At 71.8% G+C, this 15773-nt stretch carries 14 protein-coding genes; 5 read left to right on the top strand and 9 right to left on the bottom strand.

Features of this window, described 5'->3' with window-relative positions:
* The first annotated feature begins 49 nt into the window (after positions 1 to 49).
* Positions 50 to 1954 carry an MFS transporter gene (locus tag ABZ876_RS10945; protein ID WP_361777662.1) on the top strand — a complete coding sequence of 635 codons (1905 nt, stop codon included), beginning with the start codon at positions 50 to 52 and terminating at the stop codon, positions 1952 to 1954.
* A 100-nt stretch (positions 1955 to 2054) separates the two neighbouring features.
* Here ABZ876_RS10945 and ABZ876_RS10940 read toward each other — a convergent pair whose 3' ends face one another.
* The 3 genes from ABZ876_RS10940 to ABZ876_RS10930 form a co-directional block, all read right to left on the bottom strand.
* Positions 2055 to 2951, bottom strand: a complete 897-nt coding sequence (locus tag ABZ876_RS10940) for a MerR family transcriptional regulator (RefSeq protein WP_361777659.1) — start codon at positions 2949 to 2951, stop codon at positions 2055 to 2057.
* Between the two features lie 83 nt (positions 2952 to 3034).
* Positions 3035 to 3544 (bottom strand): glutathione peroxidase, encoded by a 510-nt coding sequence (locus tag ABZ876_RS10935; RefSeq protein WP_361777656.1) that lies wholly within the window; start codon positions 3542 to 3544, stop codon positions 3035 to 3037.
* A 35-nt stretch (positions 3545 to 3579) separates the two neighbouring features.
* Positions 3580 to 4545: a winged helix-turn-helix domain-containing protein gene (locus ABZ876_RS10930; protein WP_361777653.1), complete on the bottom strand. Its 966-nt coding sequence runs from the start codon at positions 4543 to 4545 to the stop codon at positions 3580 to 3582.
* Positions 4546 to 4702: 157 nt separating this feature from the next.
* Between ABZ876_RS10930 and ABZ876_RS10925 the strand changes: the two genes are divergently transcribed.
* Positions 4703 to 5941, top strand: a complete 1239-nt coding sequence (locus ABZ876_RS10925; protein WP_361777650.1) for an MFS transporter — start codon at positions 4703 to 4705, stop codon at positions 5939 to 5941.
* 46 nt (positions 5942 to 5987) lie between these two features.
* Here the strand turns inward: ABZ876_RS10925 and ABZ876_RS10920 are convergent, their stop codons facing one another.
* The 3 genes from ABZ876_RS10920 to ABZ876_RS10910 all read right to left on the bottom strand — a co-directional run bounded on the left by ABZ876_RS10920 (position 5988) and on the right by ABZ876_RS10910 (position 8085).
* Positions 5988 to 6893: a slipin family protein gene (locus ABZ876_RS10920; protein ID WP_361777647.1), complete on the bottom strand. Its 906-nt coding sequence runs from the start codon at positions 6891 to 6893 to the stop codon at positions 5988 to 5990.
* A gap of 112 nt (positions 6894 to 7005) precedes the next feature.
* Positions 7006 to 7260: a hypothetical protein gene (locus ABZ876_RS10915; RefSeq protein ID WP_361777644.1), complete on the bottom strand. Its 255-nt coding sequence runs from the start codon at positions 7258 to 7260 to the stop codon at positions 7006 to 7008.
* Between the two features lie 159 nt (positions 7261 to 7419).
* Positions 7420 to 8085, bottom strand: coding sequence for a nucleotidyl transferase AbiEii/AbiGii toxin family protein (locus tag ABZ876_RS10910; protein WP_361777641.1), 666 nt, complete (start codon positions 8083 to 8085; stop codon positions 7420 to 7422).
* 130 nt (positions 8086 to 8215) lie between these two features.
* Here ABZ876_RS10910 and ABZ876_RS10905 point away from each other — a divergent pair, with 130 nt between their 5' ends.
* Positions 8216 to 9631, top strand: a complete 1416-nt coding sequence (locus ABZ876_RS10905; RefSeq protein ID WP_361777638.1) for a hypothetical protein — start codon at positions 8216 to 8218, stop codon at positions 9629 to 9631.
* 6 nt (positions 9632 to 9637) lie between these two features.
* Here the strand turns inward: ABZ876_RS10905 and ABZ876_RS10900 are convergent, their stop codons facing one another.
* Together ABZ876_RS10900 and ABZ876_RS10895 are read right to left on the bottom strand one after the other, a co-directional pair.
* A complete protein-coding gene (locus ABZ876_RS10900; RefSeq protein WP_361777635.1) occupies positions 9638 to 10780 on the bottom strand; it encodes a hypothetical protein in 1143 nt (380 codons plus the stop codon).
* Positions 10777 to 11286: a nitroreductase/quinone reductase family protein gene (locus ABZ876_RS10895; protein WP_361777632.1), complete on the bottom strand. Its 510-nt coding sequence runs from the start codon at positions 11284 to 11286 to the stop codon at positions 10777 to 10779. Before ABZ876_RS10895 ends, ABZ876_RS10900 begins: the two co-directional genes overlap by 4 nt.
* A 284-nt stretch (positions 11287 to 11570) precedes the next feature.
* Here ABZ876_RS10895 and ABZ876_RS10890 point away from each other — a divergent pair, with 284 nt between their 5' ends.
* Complete coding sequence (locus ABZ876_RS10890; RefSeq protein ID WP_361777629.1) at positions 11571 to 12896, top strand: serine hydrolase domain-containing protein; 1326 nt, start codon at positions 11571 to 11573, stop codon at positions 12894 to 12896.
* 289 nt (positions 12897 to 13185) lie between these two features.
* Entirely contained in the window at positions 13186 to 13587 is a 402-nt protein-coding gene (locus tag ABZ876_RS10885) for a hypothetical protein (protein WP_361777626.1), read from the top strand.
* On the opposite strand, the gene ABZ876_RS10880 is transcribed toward ABZ876_RS10885, so the two are convergent.
* Positions 13526 to 14788, bottom strand: a complete 1263-nt coding sequence (locus ABZ876_RS10880; protein ID WP_361777623.1) for an MFS transporter — start codon at positions 14786 to 14788, stop codon at positions 13526 to 13528. The genes ABZ876_RS10885 and ABZ876_RS10880 overlap by 62 nt on opposite strands.
* Positions 14789 to 15773: the final 985 nt, after the last annotated feature.

Here is a 15773-nt window from a genome sequence, read left to right as displayed (position 1 = left end):
GAACCGGACGCGGGCGAGAACGGAAACGGGACACGGGGAGTGCCTTCAGGTGGCCACAGCGGAGCCGACACACGCCGACGACGCCGATCGGGGCCGGCATCCGGCCCGGAACACGGGCCCGCGAATACCGCGGGGCGAGCCCGCCGCTGACACGACCGTGCACCCCGACCCGGCCACACCGCCCGAGGGCGGCCCGGCGGCCCCCAGGCCGCGCATCCTGCTCACCCGTCTGAGGTCCTCGCGTGGCGCGGACCTGGCCCGCAGGCACCCCGTGCTCGCGGTCACGGCACTCGCCGGGCTGCTGCACATCGTGTGGTTCTTCGCCTTCGCGAACAGTGGCGGTGACCTCGCCGCGCAGGACGCGTGGGCGGAGTTCGTCGGACGGCACCCGGACTCGGCGTACAACCTCGCGTGGTACGGCGGCATGCACCCGGTGTCGTACAGCGTGGTGTCGCCGTATCTGATGTCGGTGCTCGGGGTCCGTACGACGATGATGATCGCGGGGACGGTCTCGGCGGGGCTGCTGACGCTGGTCCTCATCCGCAGCCGAGCGGTCCGCGAGCCGTGGTGGCCCGCCCTGGCCGGAGTGTTCGCGCTGGTGTGCAACGCCATCTCGGGCCGGGTGACGTTCGGTCTCGGCACGATGTTCGCCCTGGGCGCGACGGCGTGCGTCTTCTGCTGGCCGTACCGCTGGCGTCACAAACGCTGGGCGAAGGCCCTGAGCGCCGCCCCGCTGGCCGCCCTGGCCACGATGTCGTCACCGGTGGCGGGCCTGTTCGTCGGCCTGGTGGCGGTGGCGCTGTTCCTCCAGAAGCGCCGCCCGGGCGCCTGGGCCCTCGGCCTCGCCCCGACCGTGGTGGTGGCCCTCTCGGCCTGGCTGTTCCCGTTCTCCGGTACGCAGCCGATGACCTGGGCGTCGGTGATCCTGCCGTTCCTCCTCGCGGTTCTGGTCTTCTACCTGGTCCCCGAGGAGTGGAAGACGGTACGGATCACCGCGGCGGTGTACGGGCTGTCCGTGGTGCTCGTCTGGCTGATCAGCTCCCAGATCGGCTCGAACATCACCCGGCTGGCGATGCTGTTCGCGGGCGTGGCGCTGGTCGCGGCGCTGCCGTTCACGGTGCCGCGCAGCCGTAAGTGGTACGTCACCGTCATCGCCGTCGCCGGCTTCACCACCTGGATCGGTATCAAGACGGTCGACGACATCATCCACACCACCCCGACGGCGTCCTGGGCGCGTGAGCTGGCCCCGCTGGTGAACCAGCTTCAGGTGGTGGGTGCCGAGAAGGGCCGTGTGGAGGTGGTCCCCGCGCGCTCGCACCGCGAGGCGTCTGCGCTGGCGCCGTATGTGAACCTGGCCCGCGGCTGGAACCGGCAGGCCGACATGGAGCGCAACCCCCTCTTCTACGACGACACGCTCAACTCCGCGAACTACCACGAGTGGCTCCAGCGCTGGGCGGTGCACTACGTGGTGCTGCCGAAGGACGAACCGGACGGGAACGGCGGCGGCGAACGCGAGCGGCAGCTCGTCCAGCGGGGCATGCCCTATCTGAGGCAGATCTGGGTCGACGCCAACTGGCAGCTGTTCGCGGTGACCGACCCCGTGCCGCTGGCGGATCCCCCGGCGGTCGTCGACCGCGCGGACCAGGGCGAACTGACGATCGAGGTGAAGAGGGCGGGCCGGGTGCTCATCCGCATTCCGTACTCGCCGTGGCTGGGCCTGGTCGACGCGCAGGGCAAGGGCGTCAAGCCGCCGCAGGAGACGCGGCAGTCCAAGCACCGCCCCGAGGGCACGCCGAAGACGTACGACAACGTCAACGGCTGTCTGATGGAGACGCCGCAGGACGCGTCGGGCGACAAGTGGACGGAACTCGTGGCCCCGCGCGCGGGCACCTACCGCCTGGCGGCGCCGTACCAGCTGCCGCGGGGGACGCCGTGCCCGGAGGAGCTGCGCTGACGGTGGAGCGCCCGGCGGCCGGGGCGCGCGAGCCCCGGTGGCCCGCTCGTTCGCCGGAGTGGCGCGGCCGGAACCGCCGCGCCACCCGGGCCGACGCGCCCTACGCCCCGGCCGCGGCGGGACCCCCTACCGGAAACGCCACGTCGCACACCGCGTCCTCGGGCCCCGCCGCGTCCCAGTCCGCGAAGTAGACCTCCCGGCAGGGCCCCGCGTACTCCAGCCCCTGTTCCGACACCCACGCCTCCACCGCCTCGAACGCCGCGAGGATCTGCGGATGCGCGACCTGCGCCTTGGCGATGCGGGTGTACGCGAGCCGCTGCGCGGGCTCCACCCGTACCCGGGTCTCCCACGCCCGTCCCTGCTCCTCGGCCCACGCCCGCGCCGCCTCCCGGTCGGCCACCGGCACGCACGCCTCCGCGGGTCCGTCGCTCTCCTGCGACACCTCCGCGTGGTAGACCACGAACGGCGCCCCGGCCACTGCGCCGCACTCCCGGGCCGCGCCCTCCAGCCGCCCCAGCGAGGCCCCGATCCACGCCGGCAGCTCCTCGGCCAGCACATGCCGCGTCTCGGTGATCAGCACCTGCTCCGGTACCTCCACCGTCTCCACCACGAACTTCCCGTACATCTCGGAACTCCTCCCCGACAGCCGTCCACGGAGGTATTCGGCGAGGGTCCGCTGAGCGGCGATCCGCCTCTCGACGTCCGCCCAGTAGGCGGCGAGCAGCGCGGACGCCCGGACGCCGTCCGACTCGGCCGCCCTCACCACCTCGGTGATCCCGGCGAGCGGCATGTCGAGCCGGCGCAGCAGGGCCACCGTACGGGCGCGTTCGACCTGGTCGGCGCGGTAGTAGCGGTAGCCGTTCGTCTCGTCGACGTACGCGGGGGCGAGCAGCCCCAGCCGGTCGTAGAGCCGCAGTGCCTTCGGCGACAGCCGCGAGCGGGCGGCGAACACGCCGATGGTGAGCAGGTCGTCGGTCACCCCGTCCTCCTCCGTCACCGGACGCCTTCCGCCCGGTGACGAGGACGCTCGCGTCTGCCCCAGGGTGAAGGTCAAGCGGCAAGGTCAAGCGTGCGCCGGGCTCAGGCGAGGGCCTTCTCCACGGCCGCCACGACCTCGGCCGACTCCGGCTCGGCCTGTGGCGAGAACCGGGCGGCGACTCGGCCGTCCTTCCCGATCAGGAACTTCTCGAAGTTCCAGCGGATGTCCCCGCTGTGCCCCTCGGCGTCCGCGAAGCCGACGAGGCGGTCGTACAGCACGTGCCGCCCCTCGCCGTTCACCTCGATCTTCTCCGTCATCGGGAAGGTCACGCCGTACGTCGCCGAGCAGAACTCCGCGATCTCCTCGGCGCTGCCGGGCTCCTGCCCGAGGAACTGGTTGCAGGGCACCCCGAGCACGGTGAAGCCCAGCGGCGCGAACCGCTCCTGGAGCCGCTCCAGGCCCGCGTACTGCGGGGTCAGACCGCACTTGGAGGCCACGTTCACCACGAGCACGGCCTTGCCCGCGTACTGGGCGAGCTGCGCGGGACCGCCCTGAAGGGCGCCGATCTCCACGTCGAGTACGGATCCGGCGGTGTCGTCAGTAGTCGTCATGCAGCGGATGCTAACCCCGCCCCGTGACATTCCCGTCAGCCATGCTGTGTGGTGATCAGCACCTCACCCGCGGCCGAGCGCGAGTACAGCACCGAGCGTCCCGCCGGCCGCCGCTCCACCAGCCCCGCGTCCAGCAGCACCCTGAGATGGCGCCCGACCGAGCCGAGCCCCTGCCCGGTCACGGCGACGAGCTGGCTGGTGCTCAGCGGCGAGTCGAGGAGCACGAGGACGCGGGCCCGCGCCGGCCCGAGAAGCGTGGCGAGGCTCGTCGGCACCGCCCGGTGCGGACCCCCGGCCAGCACTCCGGTGCACGGGTAGACGACGGCGTACCGGTCGCGTTCCTCCCAGGAGACCCAGCCGGTCTGGGGAGTGACGGGGACGAACACCAGCTGCGCGCCGGAGATCTCGCGCGGCGGATTCTCGTGGAGGTTGACCTGGAGCCGGTTTCCGCCGAGCCAGCGTGTCCGGCCCGGCCGCAGGGTGTCCACCGCGGCCGCCCAGCCGTCCCGGGCGAGCCGCGCGGTCCGCGCGACCACATCGGCCTCCAGGACATGGCGCCGCCGGTCCCAGGAGGGCAGCACGGTCTGCGTCCACACGTAGGTCAGCAGGTCGGCGGCGCGCTCGGGCAGGTCGTCGCGGTCCAGGAGGGACGGGAGCGGGCCGCGCACAGAGACGGTGAGATGGGCGCGGGCCTCGTCCGGTGACGCGGCGCGGATCCGGGCGACCCCCTCCTCGAAGGTCTCCCCGTCCCTCGGGGTGGGGGTGAGGAAGTCCGCGATCCACTCCATGCCCAGGCCGCAGCGGACGAGGAGCGCGGTGACGGGGTCCCCGGCCAGGCGCCGGCGGTAGCCGGGCAGATGCGTCTGCAGCCAGGGGCGTTCCCCGGGGTGGGAGGCGCTGCCCGCGTGCAGCACCTTGAGGCCGGCGAAGGTCTCCGCGAGCGGCGAGAGCACGAAGCGGCTTCCGGCGAGGGTGTCGGCGTTGACGTACCAGAGACCCATGGTGTCCGCGCCCCTCCCGGCTCGTCGGCGGCATCGACTGGCCGGCGTCGTCGACTCATGTGTGTCATCGACTCATGGGCGTCGACGGCCGGCTGCGACCTTTCGCAGGTACGCGAAAGATTAACGACGGCTCCCGGCGCCCGCTCAGACTCCGGCCATGCGCAGCTACTCCGACCTCTTCCGCGCCCGCGAGTTCGCCCCGCTCTTCCTGACCGCCTCCCTCCAGACGGCCGCCTCCACCCTCGGCGGCCTGGCGCTGGGCACGCTTGTGTACCGGGCCACCGACTCGCCCCTGCTGTCCGCGGTGAGCATGTTCGGGCCGCAGCTGGCCCAGGTCGTGGGCGCCACGACGCTGCTGTCGGCGGCGGACCGGTTGCCGCCACGCGCGACGATGACGGGCATCGCGAGTGTGTTCGCGGTGGGTACGGCGGCGATGGCGGCGCCCGGACTGCCGCTGGGCGCGGTCTTCGCGCTGGTTCTGCTGCTGGGCCTGGTCCAGTCCCTCGGCGGCGGTGTCCGCTGGGGTCTGCTCAACGACATCCTGTCGCGGGACGGCTATCTGCTGGGCCGTTCCGTCTTCAACATGATGAACGGCATCCTGCAAGTCTGCGGGTACGCGGCGGGCGGCGTCCTGGTGACGGTGCTGTCTCCGCGGACGACCCTGCTGATCGCGTCGGCGCTGTATCTCGCGGCGGCCGTGGGCGCCCGCCTCGGTCTGACCCGTCGTACTCCGCGTACCTCCGGCCGTCCGACGATCGCGCAGACCTGGCGCACCAACGGGCTGCTGTGGTCGTCCCCGCCGCGCCGGACGACCTACCTCCTGCTGTGGGTCCCCAACGGCCTGGTCGTCGGCTGCGAATCGCTCTACGTCTCCTACGCGCCCGACCGGGCGGGCGTGCTGTTCGCATGCGCGGCGCTCGGCATGTTCGCCGGGGACGTCGCCACGGGCCGACTCCTTCCGCCCGCCCTGCGCCGCCGGCTGGGCATTCCGTTCCTGCTGCTCCTGGCGGCCCCGTATCTGCTGTTCGCGCTGCGTCCCGCCGTGCCCGTGGCGGCCGCCTGCGCGGCGCTCGCCTCGGTCGGCTTCGGCGCGAGCCTCATCCAGCAGGAACGCCTGATGAGCCTGACCCCACGGGAGCTGAGCGGCCACGCCCTCGGCCTGCACTCCGCCGGCATGCTCACGATGCAGGGCGTGAGCGCGGCCCTGGCCGGGACACTGGCCCAACTCACCGCCCCCGCAGTGGCGATGGCGCTGATGGCGACGGCGTCGCTCCTGGCGACCTCGGTCCTGGCGTGGGCGGGAGCGGCGGCCGGCCGCCGGCCGTCCCTCGGGACGGCCGCGGGCTCGGTCCCGGAACCTGTTCGGCCTCCCGGCCCCGGCGTCCGACGGGACTGAGTGCTTGCCGGCGGTCCCGGGCGGGCAGGCCCGGGACCGCGATCGTTCAGGTGCCGGTGTCCTCGGCCCCGTCCTTGCGGCCGTCCTCGGCCCCGTCCTTGCGGCCGTCCTCGGCCCCGTCCTTGCGGCCGTCCGCGGGGTCGTCCCGGCGATGCTCCGCGTGGCCGTTCTCGAGGCCGCCCTCGGGGCCGAACTGGCGCGCCGCCCGGTCGAAGTAGCGCAGCAGTTCCACCGGGAAGGGCATCACGAGGGTCGAGTTCTTCTCGGCCGCCACCTCCACGACCGTCTGAAGCAGTCGCAGCTGCATGGCCTCCGGTGTGTCCGACATGATGCGCGAGGCGTTGGCGAGCTGCCGGGCCGCCTGGAACTCGCCGTCCGCCGTGATGACACGGGCGCGCCGTTCGCGCTCCGCCTCCGCCTGCCGGGACATGGAGCGCTTCAGCGACTCCGGCAGCTGGACGTCCTTGATCTCGACCCGGTCGATGTGCACGCCCCATCCGGCGGCCGGGCTGTCGATCATCAGGGCCAGGCCTTCGTGCAGCCGCTCCCGGTCGGACAGCAGGTCGTCCAGATCGCTCTTGCCGATGATGGACCGCAGTGAGGACTGGGCGACCTGGCCGACCGCGAAGATGTAGTCCTGGACCTCGATCGAGGCCCGCACCGGGTCGGTCACCCGGAAGTACACGACGGCGTCGACCTTGACGGAGACGTTGTCCTTGGTGATGCCCTCCTGCGTCGGCACCGGCATGGTCACCACCTGCACGTTCACCTTGCGCATCCGGTCGGCGAACGGGATCAGGAAGGTGATGCCCGGCTGCCGGTGCTGCGGCAGCGCCTTCCCCCAGCGGAACACGACCCCACGCTCGACCTGGTTGACCACGCGCATCCCACTGCGCAGCACGAGCAGGACCAGCACGGCGACCAGCACAACCGCGACGACGGTGCCTTCCATGGCACTTCACTTCCCTCACAGGGTGTCGATGAGTGACATCCAAGGGGACACCACGGACCGGATCACCGGATGCGGCCGTCGCGTCAGGAGTTCGTCAAGAAACCGTACGGGCTCACCGTGTGATGCGGCGGCACGGACCGGCGTGCCGTAACGCGTCACCGTGCGGACGCGGGCGGGGGCGCGTCATGCCGCGGGACGTGTGGTACGTCCTGTGGGTGACGTGTCCGTCGATCCGGACGACGGCGGGGACCCTGCACCCCGTCAAAGTGGTGGCCTGTGCGGTCTGCGCGGCGTGCGGGACGGTCAGGAGCAGCGTCGCGGCGGCGGTGAACGCCGTGGCGAGACGGATGACGTGACGCGAAGCCATGACGGTTCTCCCTTTCGGTGGTGCCGTGCCGGACACCACGCCCAACACCCGCCCCCGTCCGCGCGTTGCGGTATGAAGGAATGAATGATCATTAGGAGTGATGACCCGGATTTCCGCTGACGGTCGCGGCGGCCTCACTCCTGCGGGATTGCGCCGGCCTCACTCCTCGGGTGGTTCCTCCGACTCCGCGAGCCGCTCCGCGATGTCGTCGGCCCATTCCTGCGCCCACCGCCGGAGTTGGGCGATCGCGTCGTCGTCGGCCCCGTAGGCCGCGAACTCCCTGTCCTCCACCCACTCCATGCCGGTCAGCCGGGCCTGGAGATCGGTGAGGTCGAAGGTGTCACGGGCGTGGCGCCGGCCGAGTTCCTCCAGCTCGGGACGGCTCCAGCGGTCCGAGGCGGCGTGCACGTCGATGAGGTCCCGGGCGAAACCGCGGTCGGCCAGGGCGCGCACCTTGGTGCCGACCGCGTCCTCGAGGGAGACGGTCAGACCCAGATCCGTGAGGACCGGCGGACGCCACAGCACCTCCTTGAGGACGTTGAGTTCGCACTCCCCGCCCGAGTCCGGGTCGCCGACGACCAGCCGCGCCGAGAGCGGGTCCGACTCCAGGGAGCGTACGAGCCAGCCCCGTTCCGCCAGGCCCGCCCGCACGGCGGAGGCGATGACCTCCATCCGCTCAGGGCTCTCCGTGGCGACGTCCACGCCCCGGCTGGGCCGGTCCACCAGACCGTGCGCGAGGACCGCGTAGCCACCGGCGATCGCCAGAGGGTACGGGGCGCCCACGGCGAGGACGTCGGCGAGCAGACGCCGGGACGGTGAGTCCATGGCTGGGATTATCACCCAACGTGCGGCGGGATACGGCGCATCGGGTCCGGGTGCGTGCGTACGCGTCAGGAGCTCACTCTATAGTTGCGCAAATCAGCAAGCGTCTTGCCGTGCAGGGGAAGGACGGAATGTGCGCAATGCGGAGACGGCGCGATCCGCGTCCGGGGACAGGGCACGGATCGGCCGGATCGGACACTGGCCGGTGCGATGGCACCATGCGCTGCTGACCCTGTGGACGGCGGCCTGGTTCTTCGTGGCCGAACGCCACGGCGCCGTGTCCTGGCACTATCTGAAGACCGGTGAGGAGCTGCTGTTCAGTCAGGTGCCCGGCGGCGGCCTCGCTCTCTACGCCAACCATCCCGAACTCCAGATCGGACCGGTCAGCTTCCTGGTCGCCGGGCTGTTCGCCCCGTACCCCGCGGCCGTCGGCGAGAACCTGGCCGAGGCCTTCATGTCCGGGCTGGGTCTGTACATGCTGGTTCTCATCGGCCGCGCGGCCGCCGACCACAACCTCGGCACCGGGCTGAACCACAGGCGCCTCCAGCAGCGGGTGCTGGTGGCCGGAGCCGCCTTCATCCCCATGTGGGTCGAGGTCTCGGTGCGGTTCGCGCATCTCGACGACGTGCTGGCGCTGTTCTTCACCACGTTCGCCGTACGAGCGCTGGTGCGCGGCAACGCCGTCGCCGTCGGCGTCTTCCTGGCGCTGGCCATGGACTCCAAGCCGTGGGCGGTGGGCTTTCTGCCGCTGCTGCTGGTCCTGCCCCGGCCCGCGCTGCTGCGCTCCGCCGCCTGGGCGGCCGGGCTGGTGGCCGCCGCGTGGCTGCCGTTCTACCTCACCCATATGGACACCCTGGCCGCCGCCCGCTTCACCATCCCCAACCAGTCCGCGTCGTCGCTGCGCTGGTTCGGTGTGGACGACCCGGACACCCCCTGGTGGGACCGGCCGGCGCAGATGGCACTCGGCATCGGCCTGGGCGGGCTGGCGGTGCTCCGGCGCCGCTGGGCGGCCGTGGTACTGCTCGCCGCCGACGCCCGGATCGTCCTGGACCCGAGCGTGTACACGTACTACAACGCCTCGGTCCTGCTCGGCACCCTGATCTGGGACTCGATCGGGCAGCGGCGACTGGTGCCGTGGGTCAGCTGGATCGCGCTGATCTCGCTGTACGGCAGCGCGCTGCTGGTCCCCTCCGACTCCGCCCGGGGGCTGATCCGGCTGGCGTTCGCGGTCGGCTCCGCCGCGTACGTGCTGTGGTGGCCCCAGCGCCCGCCCCGCAACAAGCGCCGCGGCCGGGAAGCGGAGGACCCCCGGCCGTTCCCGGGTCCGGCTGCCCGCGAGCACCCCTCACCGGCGGCTTTCGAGCCGCCGCCGTCCGCCGCGGAGCATGGCGGCGCGGCTGGTATCCCGACGTTCCGGCGCACGCCCGTCCCCGTAGCGCGGACCACACGCGTTCATCTCCCCGGCGCACGCTCCACCACTCGGTGCAGGCCACACGGGTTCATCTCCCCGGCGCGTCCCCCGCACGGGCTCGCGCGGGCAGACCGGTGACCCGCTTCAGCCATCGCTCGCGTGGCCCGGGTGCCCCTTGCCCGAGGGGAACGAGGTGAACCGCCCGTCGAGGAGGGACGGCCGGCCGAGGAGGAACCGCCCGCCCGCTTCCACGGCCAGCTCCGGACCGAAGAGCGAACCGGGTGTGTGGGCGCCCGGCCGGCCCTCGCCACGGACGAGACGGCTCGCGACCCCGGCCGCCACCGCGGCGGTGAACTCCGTGGCCGGACCGGTGCGCAGCCACCCTTCCAGGGTGCGGCCGTCGACGTCCCGCACCCGGGCCCGCGCCCAGGAGAACTCCCCGCTGCGCCCGCGCGTGGTGACCCGGACGCGAGCGAGCCGGCGCTTGGCGGCGCGAGCCGGCACCGGATGCGACAGCAACACCGCCGCCACCGGCAGGACGGCGCGCGCCGCCCGGCCGGCAGGCACCGCGCTCGTGGCGGCGACCACGAACGGCGCACCGCTGGCCCGGTGGGCGGCCTCCAGCTCGCCGCTCGGACCGCCGACGGTGTGCGCCCTCGTCCCGTCGGGCAGGGCGAACCACTCGGCATCGGCCCCCAGCCTGGTGCGTACGAGCCGGCCGTGCTCGTAGCGGCGTCCGCCGAGCGCGAGACTGTCGACGATGCTCGCCGCCAGGGCACAGCCGACGAGGCCGTCCCCGGCCACGGCCTTCGGCACCGCGTCGACCCTCACGCACGCCGCCGGGGGCCGGTCCTCACACAGCCTCAGTACGAGGCTCTCCGTGGCGAGCACGCCGAATCCGGCACCCGTCACGAGACACCGTCCGGCCGCGATCGCCTCCTCACGCCGTCCCAGCAGCCCAGTGACGGCGGAGAGTTCGTTCGCGAGATCGACGTAGTGAGTACCGGGCGGGCACGCGCGCGCGATCGGTGCCGCCGTCTCGGTGAACGGACCGATCGTGTTGATCACGACCGCCGGCGCGTGCCGGGTCAGCTGCGCCGTGATGGCGTCGACCGACCCGGTCACCACGATCCGCGGCTTCCCGCCGAGTGCCCCGGCCAGCTCGTGCAGGCGCCCGGGATCGCGGCCGACCAGGACCGGCGGCAGATGGCCGGCCGTCAGCCGGGCGGCGATCGCCCGGCCGCAGCGGCCCGTGGCGCCCAGAACCCAGACCCGGTCCGCGGTCATCTCTCCTCGAGTGCCACCCGGCCTTCGTGGCCCTGCACCAAGGCCCCGTGAGCCGCCCCGTTCTCACCCGCGGAAGCCGGCACCACCGCTACGGGCTCCAGTTTCACGACGGGGAACCTGCGGGACGTCTTGTTCTCGTACTGCGTGCTGTCGGGCCAGTACGCCGACCAGATCCCGTAGAGACGCTCCCACTCGGGCGACGGATGCCGCACGACGGTGGGCGTCGCCCTCAGAACGCGGTCGCCCACCTCGACGGTCACCTCGGACATGACGGCGACGTTTCCCACCCACGCCGGGTCCTTCTCCGCACCGCGCGAGGAGCCGCAGACCAGCAGATTGTCGCCGTCGGCCGCGTAGACCAGGGGGTTCACGCGCGCCTGGCCGGTACGGCGGCCGACCGTGTGCAGAAGCAGCAGATGCTTGCCCTCGAAGAAGCCGCCGACGACGCCGCCCTGCGCCCGGAACTCACCGATGATCCTCTTGTTGACCTCGTTCACGTCGCCCATGTCCGCCTCGCTCCGCCGAAGACCTGACCACTCTTAGCTAACCAGCGACTCCCACGACCGAGCCGAGCCGCGCCGGGGCCATGCGGAGGACATTCGAAGAACGGGGCGGCGTGGCGGTGCCGGCCGCGGGCGGTTGGGCGTCGGCCGGTCTCAGGGAAAACCCCGGGAGATACATCAGGGGATCTTGAGGGCTCGACCCGGATGACCGCGCGGGGCGATGCGGGGCAGAGTCAAGTGCGGCCCGAGAGACGGGCCCTGACGTCGAATCACTCCGGAGTCCGACTGTGCACAGCACCTCACGCCTCGCCCGCTGGACCACCGTGGCCGCCGCCACCGGCCTGCTCGCCGTCCTCTCGGCGGGCGCGGCCGTACCGGCGGGCGCGGCCGTACCGGCGGGCGCGGCCGTACCGGCGTCCGCCGCCGGGGCGGCCGCCGCGACCACACCCGCCGCCGAGTCGCTGCCTCCGCTGAGCCCCGCCGCGCTGCGGAAGGCCATCGCCGGGCTGCCCAACGCCGACGTCACCGGCGCGCTGCTCCGGGTGTCCGGCAGGGCGGGCCGGTGGGCAGGCACCTCCGGCACGGCCGACCTCGCCACCGGACAGCCGGTGCCGGCGGACGCCCGCTTCCGGATCGGCAGCATCTCCAAGGTCTTCACCGCCACCGTCGTGCTGCAACTGGCCGCCGAACACCGACTCGACCTCGACGGCACGGTCCAGCAGTACCTGCCCGGACTGCTGCCCGCCGACTACCCGCCGGTCACGGTGGGAGAGCTGCTCAACCACACCAGCGGCCTGCCCGGTGGCGGCGGAGCGGCCTTCTGGGGCGACGGCAGCAATCAGTGGTTCGTCGACCACCGCTTCGAGAGCTGGACTCCGCGCCAGGTGGTGGAGGGCCTGGTCGAAGGCCGGCCGATGGACTTCGCGCCCGGCACCGCACAGGAGTACAACGGTCTGAACACCTTCATCGCCGGCCTGGTCGTCGAGCGGGTCGGTGGCCGCTCCTTCGCCGAGGAGGTGCGTGACCGGATCATCCGGCCGCTCGGCCTGCACGCTACCTCGGCGCCCGCGGTGGACGACACCCGGCTGCCCGGCCCGCACTCCCACGGTTATCTCACGGTCATCGGCGCGGACGGCACCACCCGGGAGGCCGACGTGACCGAGCAGGCCGCGTGGCCGTGGGCCGAGGGCGGGATGATCTCCAGCGCCGCCGACCTGGACCGCTTCCTGACCGCGCTGCTCGGCGGCCGGCTTCTGCCGCCCGCCCAGCAGAGGCTGCTGTTCAACGTCCCGGACGTGCCCAACCACGACAACAAGAACTGCGAGCAGGGCCCCACCGCCGCGCATGCCTGCTTCAGCATGGGGCTGATGCGCTTCACCTTCCCCGACGGCACCGAGATCTGGGGCAAGACCGGCTCGCGCCCCGGCTACACCAGCGGCATGTTCGCCACCAGGAACCTCGCCCGCCGCGTGGTGTACTCGCTCAACCCCACCGGCCTGAAGGGCGCCGAGTCCCCGTACATCCGGGGCATCGCCACGGCGGCCTTCGCGCCGGTACCCGGTGGTGAACAAGCTTCGGCGGGCAAGCCGGAGGCCGTCCGCACCTCCGAGTGACCCGCGGGCAGGTAGGTGTTGGCGTGCTTGCCGGTGAAGCGGTTCGCAAGCGGGCCCGCGGCCGTCACGGGGACCGTCCACAACATCCTGGCCCGGATCCTGGCCCCGCCCACTGATCTGCCGGACCGTGCGGCACGGCGGCTGAGACGGCCAAGGGCCGGCCTGGGAGGGAAACCCTCCTGAGCCGGCCCTTGGCCGTCCAGGCCACGATGCCCATGACTCATGTACTCGGGTGGAACCGAGTACTCGCGCTCCGGCCGGCGATCGGGCGAGCCGACACCGTTGGATCATGCGCGAAGGACTTCCACCGAAACCCGTTCTCCAGCCGCTGTCGATCCTCGTCCTGGCCGGGGTATCGCAGGCGCTATGGGCTGCCTGGCTGGGCTGGGACCAGCAGCGTGACATGCAGCCAGACGGTACGGCGACCGGCTCTTACGAGGCGTGGCAGGTGAGCGGGCTGGTGCTGACTCTGCTGGCCCCTGTGTGCTGGGCGGCGTCCCGCGGCTACATCGCAGGCGCTGTGCTCGGCACCACGGCCGGCCTGACGGTTGCCGCCTACGGCGACCGGTCGGACGACTCCAGCGGCCTTTTCATAGTCGGCGTGGGGCTGGTCATGAGGGGAAGCCTCGTCACGACGGCTCTCGCCTCCACTGTGATCGCCCTTGCGAAATCCGACCGCCAACGGCGCTGACGGCCCGTGACGGCGCGTAGAGGGTCTCCAATCGCCGCAGGCTGGCGCGTCGTTGCACCAGGCTCAGCCCGGTGACGGCTGCGCCGAGCGCCAGCCAGCCCGCCGGACCGGCCGTCATGACCGCACCGGTCAGCAGCAGCGGACCCAGCGACTTCTGTACCGACTGGGACATGCCGGCCACTCCCAGGTAGGAAGCCCGGGCACGCGGCGGCGCCAGGCTGACCGCCAGTTCCCAGGAACTCACCGACCGTATGAGTTCCGCCAGGGTGACCAGTATCGCGGCCGCCAGCATGGCGAGCGAGGCCGACCAGGCCCCGCCGCCGGTCGCGGTCGCCAGTACCAGGGAGCAGGCGGGCAGCGCCATGCCGTACCAGCCCACTGCCACAGCCGCCCCGCGCCGGCCTTGGACCCGTGCCGAGACCCGAAGCTGGAGGACCACCACGAGCACGGTGTTGACCACCAGGAAGGCGGGCACGACCGCATGCGGCGCGCTGGTGTGGTGCACCAGCCACAGCGGCAGGCCGACGTTGAGAACCGAGTCGTCCAGGTTCATCGGGATGTCGAGCAGTACGAAGAGCAGGTAGCCGCGATCCCGCCAAGGACTGGCGGCGTGGGGCGGTTCGTCAGTGGTGCCGCCGTCGCCGCTCTGTGCCACAACCAGGCCGTGGCCGACCGGCTCCCGGGTCCGCCAGACCAGTGCGGCGGCCAGTATGAAGGAGAGCGCGTTGGCCAGGATCAGCGCGCGATAGGCGTTCGTGGTCCCTACTCCGAGGCCGATCGCGGCGATGCCCGCGCCGAGCGCGTATCCGGCGTTGGCCACGCTGCGGAACAGCGCCTGGTAGGTGGTTCGCTGCTCACCCGCGACCCGGGTGGCGAAGAGCATCTCCAGCGTCTTGGCCGCTCGCTCTCCCAGACAGGTGAGGGCGACCACGGGCAGCAGGGTGGCGAAGTCGTCGGCGACCAGCAGCAGACCCATTGTTCCGAGCCGCAGCAGATGACTGCCGATCAGCAGGCCACGCACCGTGAACCGTTCGGCGGCCCGCCCCGCCAGCGGCGACCCGGCGATCCCCGCGACTGCCCCCACCCCCAGCAGCAGTCCGAGCTCGCGCGCGTCCAGCCGGCTCACGAAGGTGAAGTACAGCACGGAGGCCGCGGCCCACATCCCCGTCCCGGCCCGGTCCACGCACTGCGCGAGCAGCATGATCCGCGCGTCCCGCCCCCCTGGCGGCCGCCGCAGCTGCGCTAGCAGTCCATCCCCCGCCCATCGCATGGCCAGGCCCCCGTTCCGCCGTTCGAGTCAATCTCGACGTCAAGATACTTGATGTCGATAGACTTTGCAGTCAGTGGCGGGACGTCAGTGGCGGGAAGGGAGTGAAGGGGCCGCGCTACGGCGGGCGGGTGACGGGCAGATGCCGAGGCGCGCCGTCATGGATGGGCACGCGGGTCCGGAATCGGCGTAAGTGCGGACCCTGAGGGCGAGGACGAGGAACGTGACCCGGCCGGCGCACTCTGAAGCCCCTGGAAGACCTGGGCCGTAGGGGCTGGATTCTCGTGTCGCGCTGAATGGCAAAGAGGTGCTGCCAGATGCCAGGGACAACCCCGAGGCGGCCTCTCAGGGGGCCGCGAGGCCGGACTGCGCGCGGCGTGGGGTGTCCATGGCTGTCGATGGGCTGATTGCCTCCGCGGCCCCGACATCGTGGTGCGAGGTATCGCGGAGGCAATCAAGGCAATGCGGGCGAAGAGGGTCCTAGCCTCGCGCTTTCACGACGGGGACGGGGACGTCCGAAGGAGATAAAGCGTGTAGTTCCGCGCCTTCCCGTCGACGAGGATGTACCCGCGAGCATGTGTATACGCGCCCGTGCCGCCTGTGATAGCGGTCTTCCACGGCGCCGGAATCCCTTCGCGCGAAACGGAGAGCGTGTTCTGCCAGCTGACCTGCCCGTTGCGAAGGCTGTAAACGCCTGAACACAGCTGAGTGGTCGGATTCGCAGGGGTCGGATTCAAGGGTCCTCCGACCTGGGTGCACTCCGTTGCGGAAAAGCCGTACTGAACCTTGTTGCGGAAGAGCTTTTCCGTGATGAAGACCTGATTGCCTACGCCGGTTGCGCGATCTCCATTGCTAAGCCTCTTGTAGTGTGTCATCTGCCCGTGAAGGCGGATGACTTCGTAGGGGTTCGGGATTGCTT

Origin of the sequence: Streptomyces sp. NPDC046931 (genome assembly GCF_040644655.1) — a bacterium.
GTDB lineage: Bacteria > Actinomycetota > Actinomycetes > Streptomycetales > Streptomycetaceae > Streptomyces.
Note: the sequence above shows the minus strand (reverse complement) of the source record. Positions and strands in the feature narration are given on the sequence as shown.

Bases quoted from the DNA above. Each gene is read 5' to 3' on its own strand.
- ABZ876_RS10935 (WP_361777656.1), bottom strand. From the start codon at position 3,544: ATGACGACTACTGACGACACCGCCGGATCCGTACTCGACGTGGAGATC.
- ABZ876_RS10930 (WP_361777653.1), bottom strand. From the start codon at position 4,545: ATGGGTCTCTGGTACGTCAACGCCGACACCCTCGCCGGAAGCCGCTTC.
- ABZ876_RS10925 (WP_361777650.1), top strand. From the start codon at position 4,703: ATGCGCAGCTACTCCGACCTCTTCCGCGCCCGCGAGTTCGCCCCGCTC.
- ABZ876_RS10920 (WP_361777647.1), bottom strand. From the start codon at position 6,893: ATGGAAGGCACCGTCGTCGCGGTTGTGCTGGTCGCCGTGCTGGTCCTG.
- ABZ876_RS10915 (WP_361777644.1), bottom strand. From the start codon at position 7,260: ATGGCTTCGCGTCACGTCATCCGTCTCGCCACGGCGTTCACCGCCGCC.
- ABZ876_RS10910 (WP_361777641.1), bottom strand. From the start codon at position 8,085: ATGGACTCACCGTCCCGGCGTCTGCTCGCCGACGTCCTCGCCGTGGGC.
- ABZ876_RS10900 (WP_361777635.1), bottom strand. From the start codon at position 10,780: ATGACCGCGGACCGGGTCTGGGTTCTGGGCGCCACGGGCCGCTGCGGC.
- ABZ876_RS10895 (WP_361777632.1), bottom strand. From the start codon at position 11,286: ATGGGCGACGTGAACGAGGTCAACAAGAGGATCATCGGTGAGTTCCGG.
- ABZ876_RS10885 (WP_361777626.1), top strand. From the start codon at position 13,186: ATGCGCGAAGGACTTCCACCGAAACCCGTTCTCCAGCCGCTGTCGATC.
- ABZ876_RS10880 (WP_361777623.1), bottom strand. From the start codon at position 14,788: ATGCTGCTCGCGCAGTGCGTGGACCGGGCCGGGACGGGGATGTGGGCC.